Origin of the sequence: Erwinia psychrophila (genome assembly GCF_039023475.1) — a bacterium.
In the GTDB taxonomy this organism is placed as follows: Bacteria; Pseudomonadota; Gammaproteobacteria; order Enterobacterales; family Enterobacteriaceae; genus Erwinia.
Genome location: NZ_JBCHVB010000001.1, coordinates 259,527 through 278,443 on the forward strand (window position 1 = coordinate 259,527; position 18,917 = coordinate 278,443).

Annotated in this window: 14 protein-coding genes; 3 read left to right on the forward strand and 11 right to left on the reverse strand. The window is 56.5% G+C overall.

Features of this window, described 5'->3' with window-relative positions; all coding sequences use genetic code 11:
- Window positions 1-178: 178 nt before the first annotated feature.
- Window positions 179-1,048, forward strand: coding sequence for a crotonase/enoyl-CoA hydratase family protein (locus AAH446_RS01245; RefSeq protein WP_342904910.1), 870 nt, complete (start codon window positions 179-181; stop codon window positions 1,046-1,048).
- Here AAH446_RS01245 and pdeR read toward each other — a convergent pair whose 3' ends face one another.
- The 5 genes from pdeR to AAH446_RS01270 form a co-directional block, all read right to left on the reverse strand.
- Window positions 1,049-3,034, reverse strand: coding sequence for a cyclic di-GMP phosphodiesterase (pdeR, locus tag AAH446_RS01250; protein WP_342904911.1), 1,986 nt, complete (start codon window positions 3,032-3,034; stop codon window positions 1,049-1,051).
- 159 nt (window positions 3,035-3,193) lie between these two features.
- Window positions 3,194-3,487 (reverse strand): YbdD/YjiX family protein, encoded by a 294-nt coding sequence (locus AAH446_RS01255; protein ID WP_342904912.1) that lies wholly within the window; start codon window positions 3,485-3,487, stop codon window positions 3,194-3,196.
- On the reverse strand, window positions 3,480-5,546 hold the full coding sequence (locus tag AAH446_RS01260; RefSeq protein WP_342904913.1) for a carbon starvation CstA family protein: 2,067 nt from the start codon (window positions 5,544-5,546) through the stop codon (window positions 3,480-3,482). The genes AAH446_RS01255 and AAH446_RS01260 overlap by 8 nt, the downstream gene beginning before the upstream one ends.
- Before the next feature lie 199 nt (window positions 5,547-5,745).
- Entirely contained in the window at window positions 5,746-7,680 is a 1,935-nt protein-coding gene (locus AAH446_RS01265) for an exoribonuclease II (RefSeq protein WP_342904914.1), read from the reverse strand.
- A gap of 289 nt (window positions 7,681-7,969) precedes the next feature.
- The gene (locus AAH446_RS01270) at window positions 7,970-10,279 is read right to left on the reverse strand and encodes an FdhF/YdeP family oxidoreductase (RefSeq protein ID WP_342904915.1); all 2,310 of its coding nucleotides are present in this window, start codon (window positions 10,277-10,279) and stop codon (window positions 7,970-7,972) included.
- Window positions 10,280-10,519: 240 nt separating this feature from the next.
- Between AAH446_RS01270 and AAH446_RS01275 the strand changes: the two genes are divergently transcribed.
- Window positions 10,520-12,112, forward strand: coding sequence for a PTS transporter subunit EIIC (locus AAH446_RS01275; RefSeq protein ID WP_342904916.1), 1,593 nt, complete (start codon window positions 10,520-10,522; stop codon window positions 12,110-12,112).
- Between the two features lie 89 nt (window positions 12,113-12,201).
- The gene (locus AAH446_RS01280; protein ID WP_342904917.1) at window positions 12,202-13,101 is read left to right on the forward strand and encodes a LysR family transcriptional regulator; all 900 of its coding nucleotides are present in this window, start codon (window positions 12,202-12,204) and stop codon (window positions 13,099-13,101) included.
- Window positions 13,102-13,171: 70 nt separating this feature from the next.
- On the opposite strand, the gene AAH446_RS01285 is transcribed toward AAH446_RS01280, so the two are convergent.
- The 6 genes from AAH446_RS01285 to sapB form a co-directional block, all read right to left on the reverse strand.
- Window positions 13,172-14,329, reverse strand: a complete 1,158-nt coding sequence (locus AAH446_RS01285) for a CMD domain-containing protein (protein WP_342904918.1) — start codon at window positions 14,327-14,329, stop codon at window positions 13,172-13,174.
- Between the two features lie 179 nt (window positions 14,330-14,508).
- Window positions 14,509-15,195, reverse strand: a complete 687-nt coding sequence (locus AAH446_RS01290) for a hypothetical protein (protein WP_342904919.1) — start codon at window positions 15,193-15,195, stop codon at window positions 14,509-14,511.
- A gap of 77 nt (window positions 15,196-15,272) precedes the next feature.
- Window positions 15,273-16,079, reverse strand: coding sequence for a putrescine export ABC transporter ATP-binding protein SapF (sapF, locus tag AAH446_RS01295; protein ID WP_342904920.1), 807 nt, complete (start codon window positions 16,077-16,079; stop codon window positions 15,273-15,275).
- A complete protein-coding gene (sapD, locus tag AAH446_RS01300; RefSeq protein WP_342904921.1) occupies window positions 16,079-17,071 on the reverse strand; it encodes a putrescine export ABC transporter ATP-binding protein SapD in 993 nt (330 codons plus the stop codon). Before sapD ends, sapF begins: the two co-directional genes overlap by 1 nt.
- Window positions 17,072-17,962 (reverse strand): putrescine export ABC transporter permease SapC, encoded by an 891-nt coding sequence (sapC, locus tag AAH446_RS01305; RefSeq protein ID WP_342904922.1) that lies wholly within the window; start codon window positions 17,960-17,962, stop codon window positions 17,072-17,074.
- Window positions 17,949-18,914, reverse strand: a complete 966-nt coding sequence (gene sapB, locus AAH446_RS01310) for a putrescine export ABC transporter permease SapB (protein WP_342904923.1) — start codon at window positions 18,912-18,914, stop codon at window positions 17,949-17,951. The genes sapC and sapB overlap by 14 nt, the downstream gene beginning before the upstream one ends.
- Window positions 18,915-18,917 lie beyond the last annotated feature (3 nt).

Sequence of the window (18,917 nt, forward strand, 5' to 3'; positions counted from 1 at the left end):
CCTTCCAGAACGCCATTCCGCCTGACTTCGTCACCCTGATGCCTGTTTTTCCCCAGCCGTAAGGCTGGGAATGTCCCGTCCTCTTTTTTCTTAAAAATCAAAAGCTCGTTTAGTGATTTGACGCTCTGCATTACGCTGGGGGCGCGCTTGAGCGCACCCATAAACAGAGGATAAGACTATGACAGTGATTAATCAGACAACATGCAGGCTGTTCACCGAAGCTGGACAAACGACTCAGCTATCCGCGTATTATGAAGAGGGGCGTCGTACCATGTGGATGATGCTGAGAGCGCAACCGCGACCCAGCTTTAACCACGAGCTTATTGAAGAGATCATGAATCTTAGCTACGCCGCGCAGCGCGCCGGTATAGCCATAGATTTTTGGGTGACGGGCTCGCTGGTGCCGACCATGTTCAACGCAGGCGGCGACTTACGGTTTTTCGTGGAGTCGATCAAAAACGGGCGCCGTGAGGCGCTGCGTGCCTACGCCCGGGCGTGCGTGGACTGCATTCACGCCGCTGCCCGCGGGTTTGATACGGGCGCGGTCAGCATCGCGATGATCGAGGGGAGCGCACTGGGCGGCGGATTTGAAGCCGCCCTGGCACACCACTTTATTCTGGCGCAAAACACCGCAAGAATGGGCTTCCCGGAAATCGCCTTCAATCTGTTTCCCGGCATGGGAGGCTACTCGCTGGTCGCGCGACGTGCCGGAATGAAGCTGGCTGAAGAGCTGATTTGTGAAGGCGAATCGCACACGGCTGAGTGGTTTGAAACACGGGGCCTGGTCGATAAGCTGTTTCAGCCGGGTGAAGGATATCAGGCCACCCGCACCTTTATCGATGTTCTGCGGCCCAAGCTGAACGGAGTAAGGGCAATGCTGAAAGCGCGTCAGCGCGTGCTGCAACTGACGCGGGCGGAGCTGATGGACATTACCGAGGACTGGGTCGATTTCGCCTTCTCCATTGAACCCAAGGATATCGCCTATATGGAACGTCTGGTTCAGCTACAAAACCGGCACAGTGCCCAGGTACTGCGTAAAGTTGGATAATTACTGACCGGCAGGAAGCCGCGCAAGCCAGTGCTCGAGTTCATCGGCGGGCATTGGCTTCGCGTACAGATACCCCTGACGAATATCCACGCCGTTTTCCATCACAAACGCTTCCTCCTCCGGCGTTTCGATGCCCTCCGCGATCACGCTTAAATCCAGCGCCCTGGCGACGGCGACGATCGCCTTTACCAGCGACTGGGATACCGGCTGATCGTTAACGCCACGGACAAAACTCTGATCCAGCTTGATGGTGTCGACCGGCATCCTGGCGAGCTGTGACAGGGAAGAGTAGCCGGTGCCAAAATCATCCAGGTGCACTTCCGCACCCAGTTCTTTGAACTGCGCCATCAGTGATAACGCCTTCTCTTCATTTTCGATCAGGCAGCTCTCCGTCAGCTCAATATCTATCGGGCTTTTGGTCAGTCCGAGCCGATCCAGTGCCTGTTTAAGATCGGCATAGATACTCTGATCGACCAGCTGTCTGGGCGACACATTTACCGCCACGCGGAGAAAAATGCCTTTTTCCTGCCAGCGCATAATCTGCTCAAGGGCCGTCAGCATCACCCAGCGTCCCAGCGGGACAATCAGACCTGACTCTTCGGCATAGGAGATAAAGCTGCCGGGAGGAACGAGCCCGCGCTCGGGTGAGAGCCAGCGCACCAGCGCTTCCACGCTGGTAACCTTGCCCGCCGGGTCCAGCTTGGGCTGATAATGAATAATCAGCTGGTTTAGCTCCAGCGCTTTACGAAGGTTTGTATCCAGCCAGAGGTACTCGAACACGCGCTTATTCATCTCGGCGCTGAAAATGCAGTATTTACCCCGGCCGCTCTCTTTAGCGGTGTACATGGCAGTATCCGCGTTACGGATCAGGCTCTCCCGATCTTCGCCATGCTGCGGGCTGACCGCGATGCCAATTGAACAGCCGGAATAGACCTCTATCAGGCCAATGCGGAAAGGCTGCCGGAGCCGATCCAGGATACGGGACGCCATGGCCTCCAGCGTAGCCTGGTGGGTATCGGTGGCCAGCACGATGAATTCGTCGCCGCCAAGACGGGCGAGGGTCTGATTTTTTTCCAGACAGCTAAGAATGGCCAGCGAAACGGCCTGAAGCAGCTGATCGCCAAACATATGGCCGTAGGCATCGTTGACCTTTTTGAAATTATCCAGGTCGAGATAGACGATACCGGTCTGGCCCTCCTGACGCTCCTCAAGGGCCGTCGCTATCTCCTGGTTAATCGCATGACGATTGGGCAGGCCGGTGATGCTGTCCGTGTTGGCTAACAGCCTCAGGCGCTCCTGGGCGCGGCGTTCTTCCGTAATGTCGGTGCCAGAACAGATGAGATAGATTTCATTTCTGCCGCTGCCGCTATGCACGAATTTATTGCGGAACAGGAAGAGACGCTGCCCCTTTTTCGTTTTGATCCAGCGTTCCACTTCGTAAGAGCTGCCGTCGCGGAAAAAACCACTGATGTTACGGCGCGACGCGGCGGCTTCTTTCCGGGTCATAAAAAGCTGGAAAACGTTACGGCCTATAACCTCCTGTTCATTCAGGCCGGTGTATTCTTCGCTCATGCGATTAAAACGCTGAATATTGCCACGCTGATCGAGGATAACAATTACCGAGTTGGCCTCGGACACAACTTGTTCGGCAAAAGAGAGCCCCAGCACCAGATCGCGGGCCACTGCAGTGGTATCACCCCAGGCGGACGCGCTGCCAGCCCATTCAGACTGGTTAACCTTCCTGCCAACCAGATGCATCGCCAGCTCTTCACCGTAGAAAGAGAGAGTCAAATTAATGCTGGATGTAATCACCGTCATACTGCGCAGCAGTTTTGCCTGCGCAAAGGTCAGGGGCACGGCAATATGCGTGCTGGACGTTTCATCTTCAGCAAAGTGCAGTGCGTCACTGTCGGAGGTTAAGCGCCAATGGGGGCTCGACGTACCAAACCAGGTATATAGTCGCGATTGCCCCAGTTCATCGGTCATCAGTGGTTTCCTCGGAAAATCCTTAGCGGTCTGTATCTTCTTATTTTAACAACAGTATTCGGCAATCAGATGAATCACAAGTTCTCTGATGAATATATTTTTTTAGCTGGGCGGTAAAGCGGGGATAAAACGCCCCGATCGGACGATCGGGGACGCGGCTTAACAGGGGCATTTTCCCAGCTTGCCCGCCTGGCTTGGGAAGCGGGCATCCAGACAATAACGGTGAAACTCTTTTTCCGTCATGGGTTTAGTGCCAGGGTGCTGTTGATGCATATGGCGTAAATAGGTGGGGTAATCCTGTACGCCCACCATCAGACGGAAACTTTGCGCCAGCCGTGACATTAGCAGCCTTAACGTTAACGGTGCTGGAGCAGATGAAACTTCCATCACGGCAACACAGCGGCGGATTTTCAGCGTGCTTAAGGAACGGCGGGCGAAAATGGCATCAGACATGGCTGACCTCTTTTCTCAGTGATGGATCGGTTTCATGTACGGTAGGCGTCGGGCTGGCCAGCGCACGGCGGATCACAAAGAAGGCGGAAATCAGCATGGTGACCGCAACAAGCATAAAGAAGGCGCAGAGGGCGGCGTTAATCTGATTACTGAATACAATAGTTTGCATATCCGCCACGCTTTTCGCCGGGGCGATGACAATACCTTCTTCGATGCCTCTTGAGAATTTGTTGGCCTGAGCAAGGAAGCCAATGTTCGCTTTCTCATGGAAGATTTTCTGCCATCCGGCGGTCATTGAGGTAATGAACAGCCAGATGGTTGGCAAAATGGTGACCCAGGCGTAGCGCTGTTTCTTCATTTTAAACAGCACAACGGTGCCCAGTATCAGCGCCATGGAGGCCAGCATCTGGTTGCCGATACCAAACAGCGGCCAGAGGGTGTTGATGCCGCCTAGCGGATCGATGACGCCCTGATAGACGAAGAAGCCCCAGCCCGCCACGGCGACGGTGGTGCCCGCCATATTGCCCAGCCATGAACGGTTATTCGCCAGCGAAGGGACCACCGTACCGGCAAGATCCTGCACCATAAAGCGGCAGGCGCGGGTGCCAGCATCCACGGCGGTCAGGATAAACAGCGCTTCAAACAGGATCGCGAAGTGATACCAGAACGCCATCATCGTCCGGCTGTTAAATACCTCGGTGATGATGTGCGCCATACCAACCGCAAAAGTTGGCGCGCCGCCGGCACGGGAGAGGATAGTGGTTTCACCCACATCGCGGGCCACCGCGCTCAGCATTTCAGGCGTAACCACAAAGCCCCAGCTGTTGATCGCCTGGGAAGCGCTCTCCACGGTAGTGCCGATCAGCGCTGCCGGTGAGTTCATGGCAAAGTAAACGCCCGGATCGATCACCGACGCGCAGATTAACGCCATGATGGCGACGAACGACTCCATCAGCATGGCGCCGTAGCCGATAAAGCGGATATGACTTTCCCTTTCCACCAGCTTCGGCGTGGTGCCGCTGGAAACCAGGGCGTGAAAGCCGGAGATGGCACCGCAGGCGATGGTGATAAAAAGGAACGGGAAGAGGCTGCCTGAGAAGACCGGTCCGCTGCCGTCGATAAATTTGGTCACCGCGGGCATTTTCATTTCAGGCATGGCGAATATGATACCGATAGCCAGGCCGATAATAACGCCAATTTTCAGGAAGGTTGACAGATAATCGCGCGGCGCAAGCAGTAGCCAGACGGGCAGCACTGAGGCGATAAAACCATAAATAACCAGCACCCAGGTCAGCGTGGTGCCCTTGAGGGTAAAGAAGGGGCCCCAGTAGGGATGCTGGGCAATATCGCCGCCATAGACGATGGCCGCCATCATCAGCACGAAACCGATCAGCGAGACCTCGGCAATTTTACCTGGCCGGATAACGCGCATATAGATGCCCATAAAGAGCGCGATTGGAATAGTGGCGGCGATGGTGAAGAGTCCCCAGGGGCTGTTTGCCAGCGCTTTGACCACAACCAGCGCCAGAGCTGAAAGAATAATGATCATTACGCCCAGCGCGCCGAGCATGGTGACCACGCCAGCAAACGCACCCAGCTCCTGCTTCGCCATTTCACCTAAAGAGCGTCCATCCCGGCGGGTGGAGATAAACAGAATCAGGAAATCCTGCACCGCGCCCGCCATCATCACGCCAATCAGGATCCAGATAGTGCCGGGTAAAAAGCCCATCTGCGCCGCCAGGATAGGGCCGACCAGCGGGCCTGCACCGGCAATCGCCGCAAAGTGGTGACCAAACAGCACCCATTTATTGGTGGGAACATAGTCCAGACCGTCGTTATTACGCTCCGCAGGCGTTCTGCGGCGGTCGTCCAGCTCAAAGATATCGCGGGCGATAAACAAGCTGTAGAAGCGGTAGGCGATGCTGTAGCAGGCCACCGAGGCGATAACCAGCCACATTGCGTTGACATGCTCTCCACGGCTGAGGGCAAGCATGGCGAACGCGCCTGCGCCCACCAACGCCACGGCTGACCAGATAACACCGGTTTTGACGTTTTTCATCCATTACTCCTTCCATGTTCGATAAGCGATCTGCTCATGAATTAAAAGTAATGTAATTATTTGTTTGTGAAAGTTACCAACGGAAGAAGTGTGAGGAGGAAGGCGTTTTATACTCTGACTGATATTGGGATGGCGAAGAGGGAGAAAGTGGAGGGTAAAAAAGAGGTGGGATAATTGCTTATCCCACCTTATGAAGCTATCAGACGGCCGGACGCGCCACGACGCTGCGGTTTTCCATACGAACTTCAGCGATGGTCACATCAATCACATCCGTCACGCGGTAGGCCACGTCGCCTTTGATCTGCACGGTGCCGTTTTCCTGGCTGCACACCAGCTCATCGCGCACGGCGTGAATGAACGGGGCAGGGATAAAGGCCACGGCGCCGTTGGCGGTCAGGCGCACGCGCATGCCGCCACGGGAGACGTCAATAATCTCCGCGCTGAAGCGCTCATCGGTACCCGCCGATTTTTGCAGGAAACGGGAGTAGAGCCAGTCGCCCACGTCGCGCTCGGCCATGCGGTTCTGACGGCGTCGCTCGCCCATTTTCACCGTAATCTCATCCTGAGGAGGCGTTGCGGTTTCGCCTTTGATCATCGCCTTAAGCAGGCGGTGGTTGATCATATCGCCGTATTTACGGATTGGCGAAGTCCAGGTCGCGTACGCGTCCAGACCGAGACCAAAGTGAGGGCCGGGCTGGGTGCTGACTTCGGCAAAGGACTGGAAACGGCGGATGCGGCTGTCGAGGAACTGGGTAGGCTGCGCGTCAAGTTCGCGTCGCAGCGTGCGGAAGCCTTCCAGCGTGGCGATCGCCTGGGGATCGACCTTCACGCCGTGATTTTCCAGCACGGCGGCGGCCTGTTCGGCGCCAGCGGCATCAAAGCCCAGGTGAATGTTATAGATACCAAAGCCCATTTTATCGCGCAGCACGGTTGCGGCACAGATATTGGCGGTGATCATCGCCTCTTCAACGATGCGGTTGGCGATGCGGCGATGCTCGGCAATGATGTCCAGCACTTCGCCTTTTTCGCCCAGCAGGAAGCGGAAATCCGGGCGATCTTTGAACACCAGCGCGTGGGCCTGTCGCCACTCTGCACGGGCCAGACAGACGCGATGCAGTAAACGGATCTGGTTTCCTACGGCATCGCTTGCTGGCTGCCATTCGCCCAGGTTTTCCAGCCAGTCGGAAACGTTGTCATAGGCCAGCTTGGCCTTAGACTCGATCCAGGCGGCGAAGAAGTGGATATCTTCCCCCAGCGTGCCGTCTGCGGCAACGCGCACGCGGCAGGCCAGCACCGGACGACGCTCGTCAGGACGCAGCGAGCAGATATCATCAGAAAGCTGACGCGGCAGCATCGGAATATTAAAGCCGGGCAGATAATTGGTAAAAGAACGTTCGGCCGCGATGGCGTCCAGTTCACTGCCTGCCGGCACATAGGCGGTAGGATCGGCGATGGCAATGGTCAGCAGCAGATCGCCCTCCGGCGTCTCGGCAACGTGCAGCGCATCATCCATATCTTCGGTGCTGGCGCTGTCGATGGTGACAAATTCCAGCGCGGTCAGATCTTCCCGCTCTAGCTGTTCATCCAGCATTTCACCGGTCACCGCTTCTGGCGCTTCGCGTTCCAGATTATGACGGGAAAGCGTCACCCACCACGGCGCGAGATGATCGTCCGCAGTGGTAATAAACTCGGTCAGTTCTGCATAAAAGGTGCGGTCGCCCTTCAGCGGATGACGGCGCATTTCGGCGACGGCCCAGTCACCCGCCTGAAAGTCATGCTGTACGCTGCGATCGGCGCGGCACTGAATAGCGTCTCTGAGCAGGGGATGGTCCGGCACGATGGAAAGACGATCGTCTTTTCTCTGCACCCGGCCAACAAAACGCGTCAGGAAGGGCTCAACCAGCTTCTCAGGATCGGCGACTTCACGATCCTTATCGGTTTGCAGCACCGCGATAATACGATCGCCGTGCATCACTTTCTTCATAAAAGGCGGTGGAATGAAATAGCTCTTCTGAGCATCAGCTTCAAGGAAACCGAAACCTTTTTCGGTGCCTTTGACTACCCCTTCAACACGCGGCGTCTGGGAGTGGAGTTTCTCTTTGAGCTGCGCGAGCAGCGGGTTATCCTGGAACATAATCTCAACAGTTTTCGTGGCCTAAAGCGGCAGACAGTTTTACGCGATTAACCGCCGCGCGGCAAGTAAAAAGCCGGGAAAACCCGGCTTCAGATGGCTGACAAAATAACAAAAAGGGGGATGAAGAGGGCAGCAAAGTAAAGCGTGCCACGCCAGGGGCGGAGTGGCATCAATCGTCAGTAATAACGTCTTTTGCGTCCGGGCGATCTGACCTTTTCCTGTGCGGGTACGTTGGCAATAAGTCAAAGCCGGGATACCCGGCTTTGACTGCAACGATAAGGCATCAGGATCAGGCGATGCGCAGGCCCGCTTTTGCCGGAGAAAGGCTGATTTTTACCGGTACGGACTTGGAGGTCGGGGTGCCGCTGCCGTCGCCAAAGCTGGAGAGGGGAACCAGCGGGTTGGTTTCAGGGTAGTAGGCAGCCAGGTTCCCCTGCGGGATGTTGTAAGGCACCAGTTTAAATCCGCTGACCCGGCGGGTAATGCCGTCATTCCACAACGTTTCGATATCCACTTCATCGCCGGCGGCAAGACCCTGTGCGGCCATATCATCCGGGTGGATAAAGAGCACTTCGCGCTGACCGTAGACGCCACGATAGCGATCGTCGAGACCGTAAATGGTGGTGTTGTACTGATCGTGCGAACGCAGCGTTTGCAGCGTAAACGGTACTTCAACGTCGCCAAGCTGAGGGAAGAGCGATTCCGGCAGGCTGCCGCTGCTGAACTGGGCTTTATTGTTCAGCGTATTGAAGCGGAATTCCGCAGCGGCGTTACCCAGGTAGAACCCACCTTTGATTTCGCACTTCTCATTGAAGTCACTGAAGCCCGGAATAGTGGCGGCAATATGATCGCGGATTTTGTTATAGTCGCCCGCGAGTTCAAGCCAGTCCAGCTTCTCGCTGCCCAGTACCGCATGCGCAATGCCCGCCACGATGGCGGTTTCAGAACGCTGAGTTTCTGCCAGCGGCTTACCGACGCCTTCGGAAGCGTGAACCATGCTGAAGGAGTCTTCCACGGTAATAAACTGCGGTCCGCTTGCCTGAATATCCTGCTCGGTACGACCAATGGTCGGCAGGATAAGCGCATCTTCGGCGCCGGGGCAGAGGTGGCTGCGGTTAAGCTTGGTGGAGATCTGTACGGTCAGGCCACAGCGGCGCAGAGCCTGTTCCGTGCGTGGGCTGTCCGGTGCGGCAGCGGCAAGGTTGCCGCCCAGGGCGATCAGCACTTTCACTTCTCCGCGAAGCATCGCTTCCAGCGCCTGAACGGTGTTGTGACCGATGTTGCGCGGCGGTTCAAAATCAAAATGGGCGGCCATGCTGTCGAGAAACGCCTGAGAAGGCTTCTCGTCGATGCCCATTGTGCGGTTGCCCTGAACGTTGCTGTGTCCCCTGACCGGGCAGAGGCCCGCGCCTTTTTTACCCAGTTGACCAAACAGAAGCTGGAGGTTGACAATTTCGCGTACGGTTTCAACCGAATGCTTGTGCTGGGTGATGCCCATAGCCCAGGTACAAATCACGCGTTCTGCGCTCTGGTAAATGGCTGCCGCTTCACGGATCTGCTGTTCGCTCAGACCAGACTGCTTCTCAATATGCGACCATTCGGTTGCATCAACGGCGGCCAGGTAGGCCTCCATTCCCTCGGTCTTGGCGTTGATAAAGACTTCATCAAACAGGCCTTTTTCACCGGCCGCCACGCGGGCGCGATGGGTTTCCGCCAGCGCTTTGACCATACCGCGTACCGCCGCCATATCGCCGCCCAGGTTTGGCTGGTAATAGGTTGAGCTGATGGTGCCTGCCTTGCTGGTCACCACTTCCAGCGGTTTCTGCGGATCGGCGAAGCGCTCCAGTCCACGTTCACGAAGCGTGTTAAAGGTGACAATTTTCGCGCCGTGATCGGCCGCGTGGCGGAGGCTGTGCAGCATACGCGGATGGTTTGTTCCCGGGTTCTGGCCGAAAACGAAAATGGCATCAGCATGATCGAAATCATCCAGGCGGATAGTGCCTTTGCCGACGCCGATGCTGCGCTTCAGGCCGGAGCCGCTCGCTTCATGGCACATATTGGAGCAGTCCGGGAAGTTATTACTGCCGTTCATGCGGCCAAACAGCTGATAAAGCCAGGAAGCTTCATTGCTGGCGCGTCCGGAGGTGTAAAGCTCCATCTGGTCCGGGTTATCCATCGCCTTGATATGACGGGCGATCAGCGCGAAGGCATCTTCCCAGCTGATGGGCTCGTAGCGGTCGGTGCTGCGGTTATAACGCAATGGTTCGGTAAGACGGCCCTGATATTCCAGGAAGTAGTCGCTCTGCTGGTAAAGCGCGGAAACGGTATGCTGAGCGAAAAAGCGCGCGTCAATAAAGCGGCGGGTTGCTTCCCAGGTCACGGCTTTGGCGCCGTTCTCGCAGAAGCTGAAGGTACTTTTATTGTCATCGCCCCAGGCACAGCCCGGGCAGTCAAAACCTTTTGCTTTATTCATGCGCATCAGGTTGCGCATGTTTTTCAGGACTTGCTTGCTGTCGAAGACGAAACGGGTCGTGGCCTCAAGAGATCCCCAGCCGCCGGCCGCAGCCTCATAGGGCTTAATTGCAGTTTTAAATTTCATATTGCTTCGCAGGTTTAATTTATGTTTTTGGTTTGTTAAGAAATCATTTCTTATTTTGTAGGATTAGTCTGCAAGCAGGTAAAATGATTGTCTAATTGATTGGTTTAATGGTGCGATAAGTCCGGTTTATCGCGAAAGCGTGATCTCCCTCAAAGAATATAATCAGAAAAGCAGTATTCGCCCTGCTGCCCGGCGCGGCTGACTAATAATTAGGCTTTCGTTCAGAATGACGAGGGGCCTATGAAAGAATTTGCCAGCAAAGTCCACGCCTTTGGTAAAGCGCTGATGATGCCGATTTCGGTCATTGCCGCCGCCGGTATATTTCTGGGTGTGGCGGCCGCCATGCAAAACCCGGCGATCACCGGAGAGGCGTTCGCCAGTCTCGAAGTGCCTCAGCTGATTATTGGCTTTATCCGCAAGGTTGCCGGCGCACTATTTGCCAACCTGCCGCTCTTTTTTGCCGTTGCCAGCGCCATCGGTCTGGCGAAGGCAGAAAAACCGACGGCGGCTTTTGCCTCCGTGATTGGTTTTATCGCTATGCATGTGGGCGTCAGCGCCACGCTGGGGGCACAGGGGCTGACCGCCCTGACCACCACGCCGGAAGCGCTACAGGCGCAGGGGATGGGGCAGACCGAAGCCATGATGAACTCGGCAGAGTACATCGCAATGCTGGGGATCTTTACCTATAACATGAGCGTGCTTGGCGGGGTTATTGCCGGTTTGCTGACGGTCGCTATCCATAACCGCTTCTACACCACCCAGCTGCCGACGGCGATAAGCTTCTTCGGCGGCAGACGCTTAGTGCCTATCATCACCGTGCTGGTATTGCCTCTGGTGGGCGTGTTGCTTGCCATGATTTGGCCAACGATAGGGGCAGGCATTGCGTGGGTGGGAGAACTGATTGGTAGCAGTGGGCAGTATGGCGCGTTTCTTTATGGCACCAGTGAAAGGCTGCTTATCCCCACGGGCCTGCATCATATTCTCAATGAAACGGTCCGCTTTACGCCAATTGGCGGCATCGCTACCGTGGATAATCAGACGATCGTCGGCGCGCTGAATATTTTCAACACGGCGCTGACGCATCCCGGCTCGGTACCGGATGATATTGTCCGCAACGCCACCCAATTCCTGGCACAGGGAAAAATTCCGGTCATGATGTTTGGCCTGCCGGCAGCGGCGCTGGCGATGTATCACTGCGCCAGGCCGGAGCATAAGCAGCGGGTTAAGGCGCTGGTGCTGGCCGGTGCGCTGACCTCCTTTACCACCGGGATTACCGAGCCGCTCGAATTCTGCTTTATTTTTGTCTCACCCGTGCTTTACCTCCTCCATGCGGTGCTGAGCGGCCTTTCCTTCATGCTGATGTCACTGATGCATCTGATGATTGGCAATATCCAGGGAGGGGCTATCGATCTGGTCGTTTTCGGTATTCTCGGCGGTAGCAAAACGCAGTGGTGGTGGAGCATCCTGCTCGGCCTTATTTATATCCCGGTCTATTACTATGGCTTCCGTTTCGTCATTACCCGGATGAGTGTTGAAACGCCGGGCAGAGAGTCTGAAGAGGTCGAAAAAGAGAGCACCACCGTGCCGACTGACCAGCGTACGCAGGTTATCATCAGCGGGCTGGGCGGTGAGGGCAATATAGAGGACGTCGATTGCTGCTTTACCCGTCTTCGCGTCCGCGTCAAAGAGATGAAAGAGGTCGTCGATCAGACGCTTATGTCTACCGGCGCTAACGGCGTTAACCGCGTAAGCGACCATGATGTGCAGGTTATTTATGGGCCTCAGGTCGAAAAAATTGCCAATGAAGTGAAAACAGCACTGGGCGTTGCCTGATTTCTGCCGATAACCGTTCGGGTGCCAGCTCACCCGGGCGGCCGGTGTACATGTTACACTGCCTGACTTTTTTAGCGACGCGTACAGTAATGGACATTAAACAGCTTACCTACCTCGTCAATCTTGAGCGGGAACGCCACTTTGGCCGGGCCGCCGAGGCCAGCTTTGTCAGCCAGCCCACGCTCTCGATGCGCCTGAAAAACCTGGAGCGCGAACTGGGCCTCTCGCTGATCAACCGCAGCAACAACTTTGATGGCTTCACCGCTGAAGGGGAGCGGGTTCTCTCCTGGGCGCGGGAAATCGTTTCGGTTTACCAGGGGCTGAAGCTGGAAGTTGAGTCTTTGAAGCATGGCGTCAACGGTACGCTGCGCATTGGCGTGGTGCCGCAGTGCAGCATTTCACTACCGCTGATGCTGAAAGCGATAGGCGACCGCTATCCCCAGCTGGATTACCGGGTGGCGGTTCTGAGTGCCGATCAGCTGCTTGAAGCGCTGAACAGCCACACTGTCGATGTCGGTATCGGCTTTTTCGAGCTGGCCACGCTACGCGAACTGCATTTTCAGGCCGAACCCCTGCACGACCGCAATGTCGAGGTGGTTTTCCATCCGCGCTACTTTCCGCAGCTTTGCGGCGACAAGCCGCTTTCGCTGGCGGCGCTGTCAGAGGTGCCTCTCTGTCTGGCGGATCAGACCCGCTATTTCCGGCGTTATCTGGATGCCCATTTTCGCGAAGCCGAAGTACGGATGCGGGTGATCCTTGAAACAACCTCGGTTTTCCAGCTTTTACAGAGCACGCAGGTGGGGCTGGGCTGCCTGATCTCACCCTGCGGACATCTTCTGCCGGAGATGACGCCCGACCTGCAAAGCCGCCCGCTGGATATTGCGCCGATGTCCCGCGAGGCGGCGGTGGTTATCGCCGAGCCGGGCCGGGCGACGCCGCTTTCACAGCACTTCTTTGATGAAGTTCGCCGCTGGCTGAGCGAGCGTTAGCCAGACCGGCCCGCAACGCTGTGATTCTTAAAACGGGGAATTGCCCACCTCAGCGACAGGCGATGGCCGGTCAGGCCGTTTTTGCGCCGCTGGCCTCAGTCGAACCCAGTGCCAGCATCAGACGGTTATGCCAGCAGGCCAGGGCCGTAAGCTGCAACAGCCCGAAAAGTGACTGAAGATCCATGCCTTGCTCTTTAAGCGGCTGGATATGCGCGGCGCTGAACCGTTCAGGCGAGCGGGTAAGCTGCGCAGCCAGGCTGATAACGGCCTGTTCTTTCACCGTTGCCACCAGCGCCGCCTGCTCAACGTCCTGCTGTAGCGCGTCACGCAATTTTCCCTCAGCGTAGCGGTAAAAACAGGTCGCGCTGCCGTTAATTCTTGCGGATACGGCACCTGCCAGCGCGCCTTGCGGCGTTTTTCGCTGCGCCTCCAGCGAGCAGAACAACAGATTCAGGCAATCCAGCACCGGCGCATCGTGGGCCAGGAGTGCGCTATTTTCCCTGAAGATGCTCTTTTTCTGGCAGCGCGCCAGTATCTCAAGCTGCTGGGGGCAGGCGTGACGCTGCTCTACCGGTGTTAAATCAGAATGCCAGCGATCGTGCGGCCTGGGCGGTTCCGCATCCTGCGGCATCGTCATGCCGGGTATCCAGCGGACCGGCAGGGCGAGCAGGGCATGAATACCGGCCACTACCCGCGCCTGATAGCTGACAAAGCCGATAATCTGACTGAAGGTGATGATATCGACGGTGGTCAGGCCCGCCTCGTGCAGCCGCAGCAGGGCTGCGTTGTCAATCACGCCCGGCTGGCTGGCAAGCTGGCGGGAAAACTCGGTGATCAGCGTCAGCCGGCGGTTACTTTCCCGCGAGGGATCGGGGCCGGTCAGGGGATTCAGGCGGGCTGCATAATGATTGCACAGGCGTTGAATGCCCGTGACCTGCGCGACGATCAGTGCCGAACTGAGGCGATCGTAAAGCGTAAGCGTCTGTGCCGGGCTGGTCGTAAGGCGTTCCGGAAAAAGCAGATGATAGAGCCGGCGGGAGGCCAGCAGGGCAGGCCCGCTCTGATGCAGCACGCTTTGCAGATCGCTGTTGCACTCGGCGGCCAGCCCTAGCAGGAAACGATCGTCAACATCCGCCGCCTCCGGAAAGAGGGGGGCGGCGTGGATGTCGAGCGTTGAAAGCGTTTCATGATACCAGTGAGTGTGGCCGGGAAAGCGGCGCGGTTCCATGGTCATTCCTTTTCAAGTTAGCCGGTCCGGAAATGCCATAAAACGGGATTGCGCATCACCGGCCCTGAAGAGCATAACTATCCTGCCGCAGGGCTGCCGGGGAACCAAAGAATGATCGGTGCTAACAAATAGCAGAACGGTATAACCCGCCAGCGCGGGCTTTTACAGGATGGCTGTTTTCAGGGCGTGCACTGCTTGATCTGCAAACGGAGAGGGGCCGGATTGTCAGGGAAAAAAACCATCACTTTCTCAGCGGAAAGGAACAGCGTCTTATGAGGCAGCATAGCCCAGACGTCACGGCAATAATCGCGATCGTTGAAGTCTGCCCAGAGCGCAACGTTAACGATCAACTCATTTTTGAACGTGCCGACCCGCTGAAAAATCTGTGCAGAGTAGCTAATCAGCCCGGTGGCCAGCAGCAATAAAGCAAAGCGTAAAAACGTTCTTTTCCACTCTTCACCTCCGTTAACTATTAACCAGACAAACAGCAACGGCGAAATAATTAAGGCCAGCAAGACAGAGACGATTAAAATGCCGTTTGAGACAATATCGTTAAAAATAAAATTAAAGGGGATATAGAGTGGCGTAATAAGCTGCGCAGTGAGGGGGGTAAGTGAAGGATCGACGGAAAAAACCTGATTTATTGCGCCGTTAGCCCACTGGCGTGAAAGAATAAAAAAGAGAAAAAGAAAGACTGAAAACAGCACGCCCACCATCCAGAATCGCGCTGATGAGGCCCTGATTGATTTCCCCCATGAGGAAACTGAAAACCAGGCCAGAACAAAATAAAAAGGGGCCAGGCAGGTTACAATCAGCGCCGTGCCGGCAAAGTAAATATTGCCGGTAAAGAAAAATAACGCGGGCATGAGAACAAGCAGCCATAAATAGCCTGTGTAAACATTCAGTTTAAATAAACGCAAAACGCGTTTCCTTAGTCTGTTGATCAGCGATCTTTACGCCAGGCATCCGCGCTCAGCGCTTCGCCGAAATGACTGGTAACCAGGCGCTTAGTCAGGTCATGCAGCGGGCAGGCCAGTACGCCTGCGGTGCTGCCGCGCTCCACCACCTCGCCATGGTGCATCACCAGGACCTGATCGCTGATATGCTTCATCATCCCCAGATGCTGGGTCACATAGATATATGAAATTCCATGTTTGTCCTGTAGCTCCAGCATCAGGTTAACCAGCTGAGAACGCATCGACATATCGAGCGAGGCCAGCGCCTCATCGGCAACAATCACCTTCGGCTGAAGAATTAGCGCGCGGGCCAGGCCTACGCGCTGCTTCTGTCCGGGGGCCAGCATATGCGGATAGTAAGACGCATGATCGCGCAGCAGACCAACCTGCCTTAGTGTTTCAATAATCCGTTTTTCGCGCGCTTCGCTGGTCAAATCGGTATTCAGCCTGAGCGGGAAGTCGAGGATCTGGCCGATGCGCTGTCGGGGGTTGAGCGAGGTGGAGGAATCCTGAAAAATCATGCGGATCCGCTGACTGCGGTAGCCGTAATCGCCGTACTCAAGCTGGCGGTCGTCAATGACGATCTCGCCTTCGGTGGGTTCTATCATGCCGCTGAGCATTTTTGCCAGCGTCGACTTACCCGAACCGTTCTCTCCGATAATCGCCAGCGTTTGCCGTTCGCGCAGGGTGAAGCTGACCGCCTTGACCGCCTCCACGTGCTGTCGCCGGAACAGGCCGGTACGATAGCGGAATGTTTTACTGAGATTGCGCACTTCCAGCAGCGTCTCAACCATTACTGACTCTCCATATTAAGCGGGAAGTGGCAGGCAAACAGGTGCGAACGCGGGCCAGCCAGGCGCGGCGTCTGAATACAGGTTTTCTGCGCATAGGGGCAGCGCGGACCGAGACGGCAGCCTATCGGCAAATGCTCCAGAGAAGGGATGGCGCCAGGCAGCGTATTGAGGCGGCTTTTGTGCGGCAGCGACAGCCCAAAGTCAGGCATCGCGCGGATTAATGCCTGGGTATAAGGATGGTGCGGCGTGGCGATCAGATCTTCACTGCGCGCCGTTTCCACGGTTTGCCCGCAGTAAAGGACGTTAATGCGATCGGCCCAGTGGCTGAGCATCTGCAGGTCATGGCTGATCAGCAGAATTGTGGTGTTATTGTTCTGGTTAAGCCGGGTCAGCAGGCGGAATATCTGCGCCTGAGTGGTTGGCTCCATCGCGTTGGTGGGTTCGTCGGCAATCAGCAGGCGCGGCTGGTTCGCCAGCGCAATGGCAATCATCACCTTCTGACACTCACCGTCGGTCAGCTCATAGGGATAGCTGCTCATAATATCTTTATGATCTTTGATCCCCACGCGGTGCAGCAGCTCAATGGCGCGGCGGTGACGCCAGCGGAAGCGCTGATACCAGCGGCCTTTCCACGTCCAGCCAGGGATCGCCTGCATCAGCTGCCGGCCAATACTTTCCGACGGATCGAGACAGGACTGTGGCTCCTGAAAGATCATCGAGACATTGTGGCCGACGATTTTACGTCGCTCCGCCGGAGAGAGGTGCAGCAGATCGATGTCATTAAAGCGCATCCGGTCTGCGGTGATGCGCCAGTTATCCTTGGTGACGCCGCAGATGGCTTTGGCAATCAGGCTTTTTCCGGAGCCGGATTCGCCCACCAGACCGCGAACCTCGCCCTCCGTCAGGGTGATGCTGACCCGGTCAACTGCCTTAACCGGCCCGTCGGCGGTCATAAACTCAATGGTCAGATTACGGATATCGAGCAGCGGCATTTATTCAACTCCCGACACGATAGCCCGGCGGATACCGTCGCCGAGCACGTTAACAATCAGTACGCTGAGCATAATTGCCGCGCCGGGCAGCATAACTGTCCAGGGGGCGACATAAATCAGCTCCAGCGAGTCGCCAAGCATCGCTCCCCATTCCGGAGAAGGCAGCTGGGCGCCCAGATCCAGAAAGCCCAACGCGGCGATATCCAGAATAGCCATCGACAGCGCCCGCGTAAATTCAGACACCAGCAGCGCCAGAATGTTAGGTAACACCGCGTAACGCAGGATATTCATGCTGGTCGCACCATCAAGCCGCGCGGCAACCACGTAATCTTTCTCCAGCTCATCATGTACCGCGGTATAAATCGCCCGGACAAGACGCGGAATAATCGCCAGAAAGACCGCCAGCAGGGCATGCTCAAGCTTCGGCCCCAGAAACGCCACCACGATAATGGCCAGCAGCAGCGAAGGAATAGAGAGCAACGTATCCAGCAGATGGTTAAACAGCGCCGAACGCAATCCCCGCGTCAATCCCGCCAGCAGGCCGAGCACCATGGCGCAGGCGGCGGCAAGGAGGGTAACCAGAATGGCCGAGCCCACCGTTGGCGCCGCACCGCTTAACAGACGGCTCAGAACGTCACGGCCCAGATCGTCGGTGCCGAGAAAGAAGGAGACGTCACCGTACCTGGACCATGAAGGTGGCTGGAGCTGATAGCCCAGGAACTGCTGATCGAGTCCGTACGGGGCCAGCAGCTGACCAAAAATACACAGCAGAAGCAGCGCGATAAAGGTGTAAAAGCCAACCATCGCCACCGTATCCCGGTAAAACAGCCGCCAGGTGTAGCGCAGCGGACTCGGGACACGCTTCTCCGCATAAATATTATCTAAGGGCATACCATTCCTTATGCTTCAGCGGGTTAGAGAGCGCACCCAGAATATCGGCCAGCACGTTGACGGTGATCACCAGTGCGCCCACCACCATAACGCCTGCTGAGATCGCGGCATAATCCTGCTGGCGGATGGCATCCACCAGCCAGCGGCCCAGTCCCGGCCAGTTGAAGACCATTTCCGTAATCATCGCCAGCGTCAGCATGGTGGAAAACTGCAGCCCCAGGCGTGGAATAACCGGCGGCAGCGCGTTATGCAGGACGTGGCGGCGAATGATGGTAAAGCGGGAGAGGCCACGGGTGGCGGCCGCTTTAATGTAGTTCTGCTCCATCACCTCGCGGGTGCTGAGACGCAATAGCCTGACCACCTCCGTCGTGGGTGCCACGGCCAGCGCAAGTACGGGCAGGATCATATGCTGGATGGCGCTGATGATCATCTCATGCCGCCAGGGAGAAGGGCTGAGCCAGGCATCAATCAGCGCAAAGCCGGTGATATTTTCCACCGGATAGAGCAGATCAAAGCGGCCGGAGACGGGCAGCCAGCCGAGCGTCAGCGAGAAAAAGAGCGTCAGCAGCAGCGCCAGCCAGAAAATCGGCATGGAAAAACCGATCAGCGCCAGCGCGCTAATCAGCTTATCCTGCCATTTATTGCGCATTACCCCGGCGGCAATACCCAGCGGGATGCCGGCCAGCATCGCCAGCGTAAAAGCCAGAATACAGAGCTCAAGCGTGGCGGGAAAAACTTCCAGGATCTGCTGATTAATCGGCTCGCCGTTGGTGCTGGAGACCCCGAAGTCGAGCTGAAACAAGCCCTGATACCAGAAGAGAAATGCGTCGCCGAACGAAGCGCCCTGAAGCGGAGCGTGCGGCGTAAAATAGCTCAGGCTGAAGCCGACCAGCGTCAGCATAAAAAGCGTCACGATCCAGAGCACCAGACGACGCAGCGTATAGATCATCATGGT

What these genes read in the sequence shown, in the direction of transcription:
- AAH446_RS01265 (WP_342904914.1), bottom strand. Translation starts at nt 7,680, where the DNA reads ATGTTCCAGGATAACCCGCTGCTCGCGCAGCTCAAAGAGAAACTCCAC.
- AAH446_RS01260 (WP_342904913.1), bottom strand. Translation starts at nt 5,546, where the DNA reads ATGAAAAACGTCAAAACCGGTGTTATCTGGTCAGCCGTGGCGTTGGTG.
- AAH446_RS01285 (WP_342904918.1), bottom strand. Translation starts at nt 14,329, where the DNA reads ATGGAACCGCGCCGCTTTCCCGGCCACACTCACTGGTATCATGAAACG.
- AAH446_RS01280 (WP_342904917.1), top strand. Translation starts at nt 12,202, where the DNA reads ATGGACATTAAACAGCTTACCTACCTCGTCAATCTTGAGCGGGAACGC.
- AAH446_RS01270 (WP_342904915.1), bottom strand. Translation starts at nt 10,279, where the DNA reads ATGAAATTTAAAACTGCAATTAAGCCCTATGAGGCTGCGGCCGGCGGC.
- pdeR (WP_342904911.1), bottom strand. Translation starts at nt 3,034, where the DNA reads ATGACCGATGAACTGGGGCAATCGCGACTATATACCTGGTTTGGTACG.
- sapB (WP_342904923.1), bottom strand. Translation starts at nt 18,914, where the DNA reads ATGATGATCTATACGCTGCGTCGTCTGGTGCTCTGGATCGTGACGCTT.
- sapF (WP_342904920.1), bottom strand. Translation starts at nt 16,079, where the DNA reads ATGGTTGAGACGCTGCTGGAAGTGCGCAATCTCAGTAAAACATTCCGC.
- sapC (WP_342904922.1), bottom strand. Translation starts at nt 17,962, where the DNA reads ATGCCCTTAGATAATATTTATGCGGAGAAGCGTGTCCCGAGTCCGCTG.
- AAH446_RS01255 (WP_342904912.1), bottom strand. Translation starts at nt 3,487, where the DNA reads ATGTCTGATGCCATTTTCGCCCGCCGTTCCTTAAGCACGCTGAAAATC.
- AAH446_RS01245 (WP_342904910.1), top strand. Translation starts at nt 179, where the DNA reads ATGACAGTGATTAATCAGACAACATGCAGGCTGTTCACCGAAGCTGGA.
- sapD (WP_342904921.1), bottom strand. Translation starts at nt 17,071, where the DNA reads ATGCCGCTGCTCGATATCCGTAATCTGACCATTGAGTTTATGACCGCC.
- AAH446_RS01275 (WP_342904916.1), top strand. Translation starts at nt 10,520, where the DNA reads ATGAAAGAATTTGCCAGCAAAGTCCACGCCTTTGGTAAAGCGCTGATG.
- AAH446_RS01290 (WP_342904919.1), bottom strand. Translation starts at nt 15,195, where the DNA reads ATGCCCGCGTTATTTTTCTTTACCGGCAATATTTACTTTGCCGGCACG.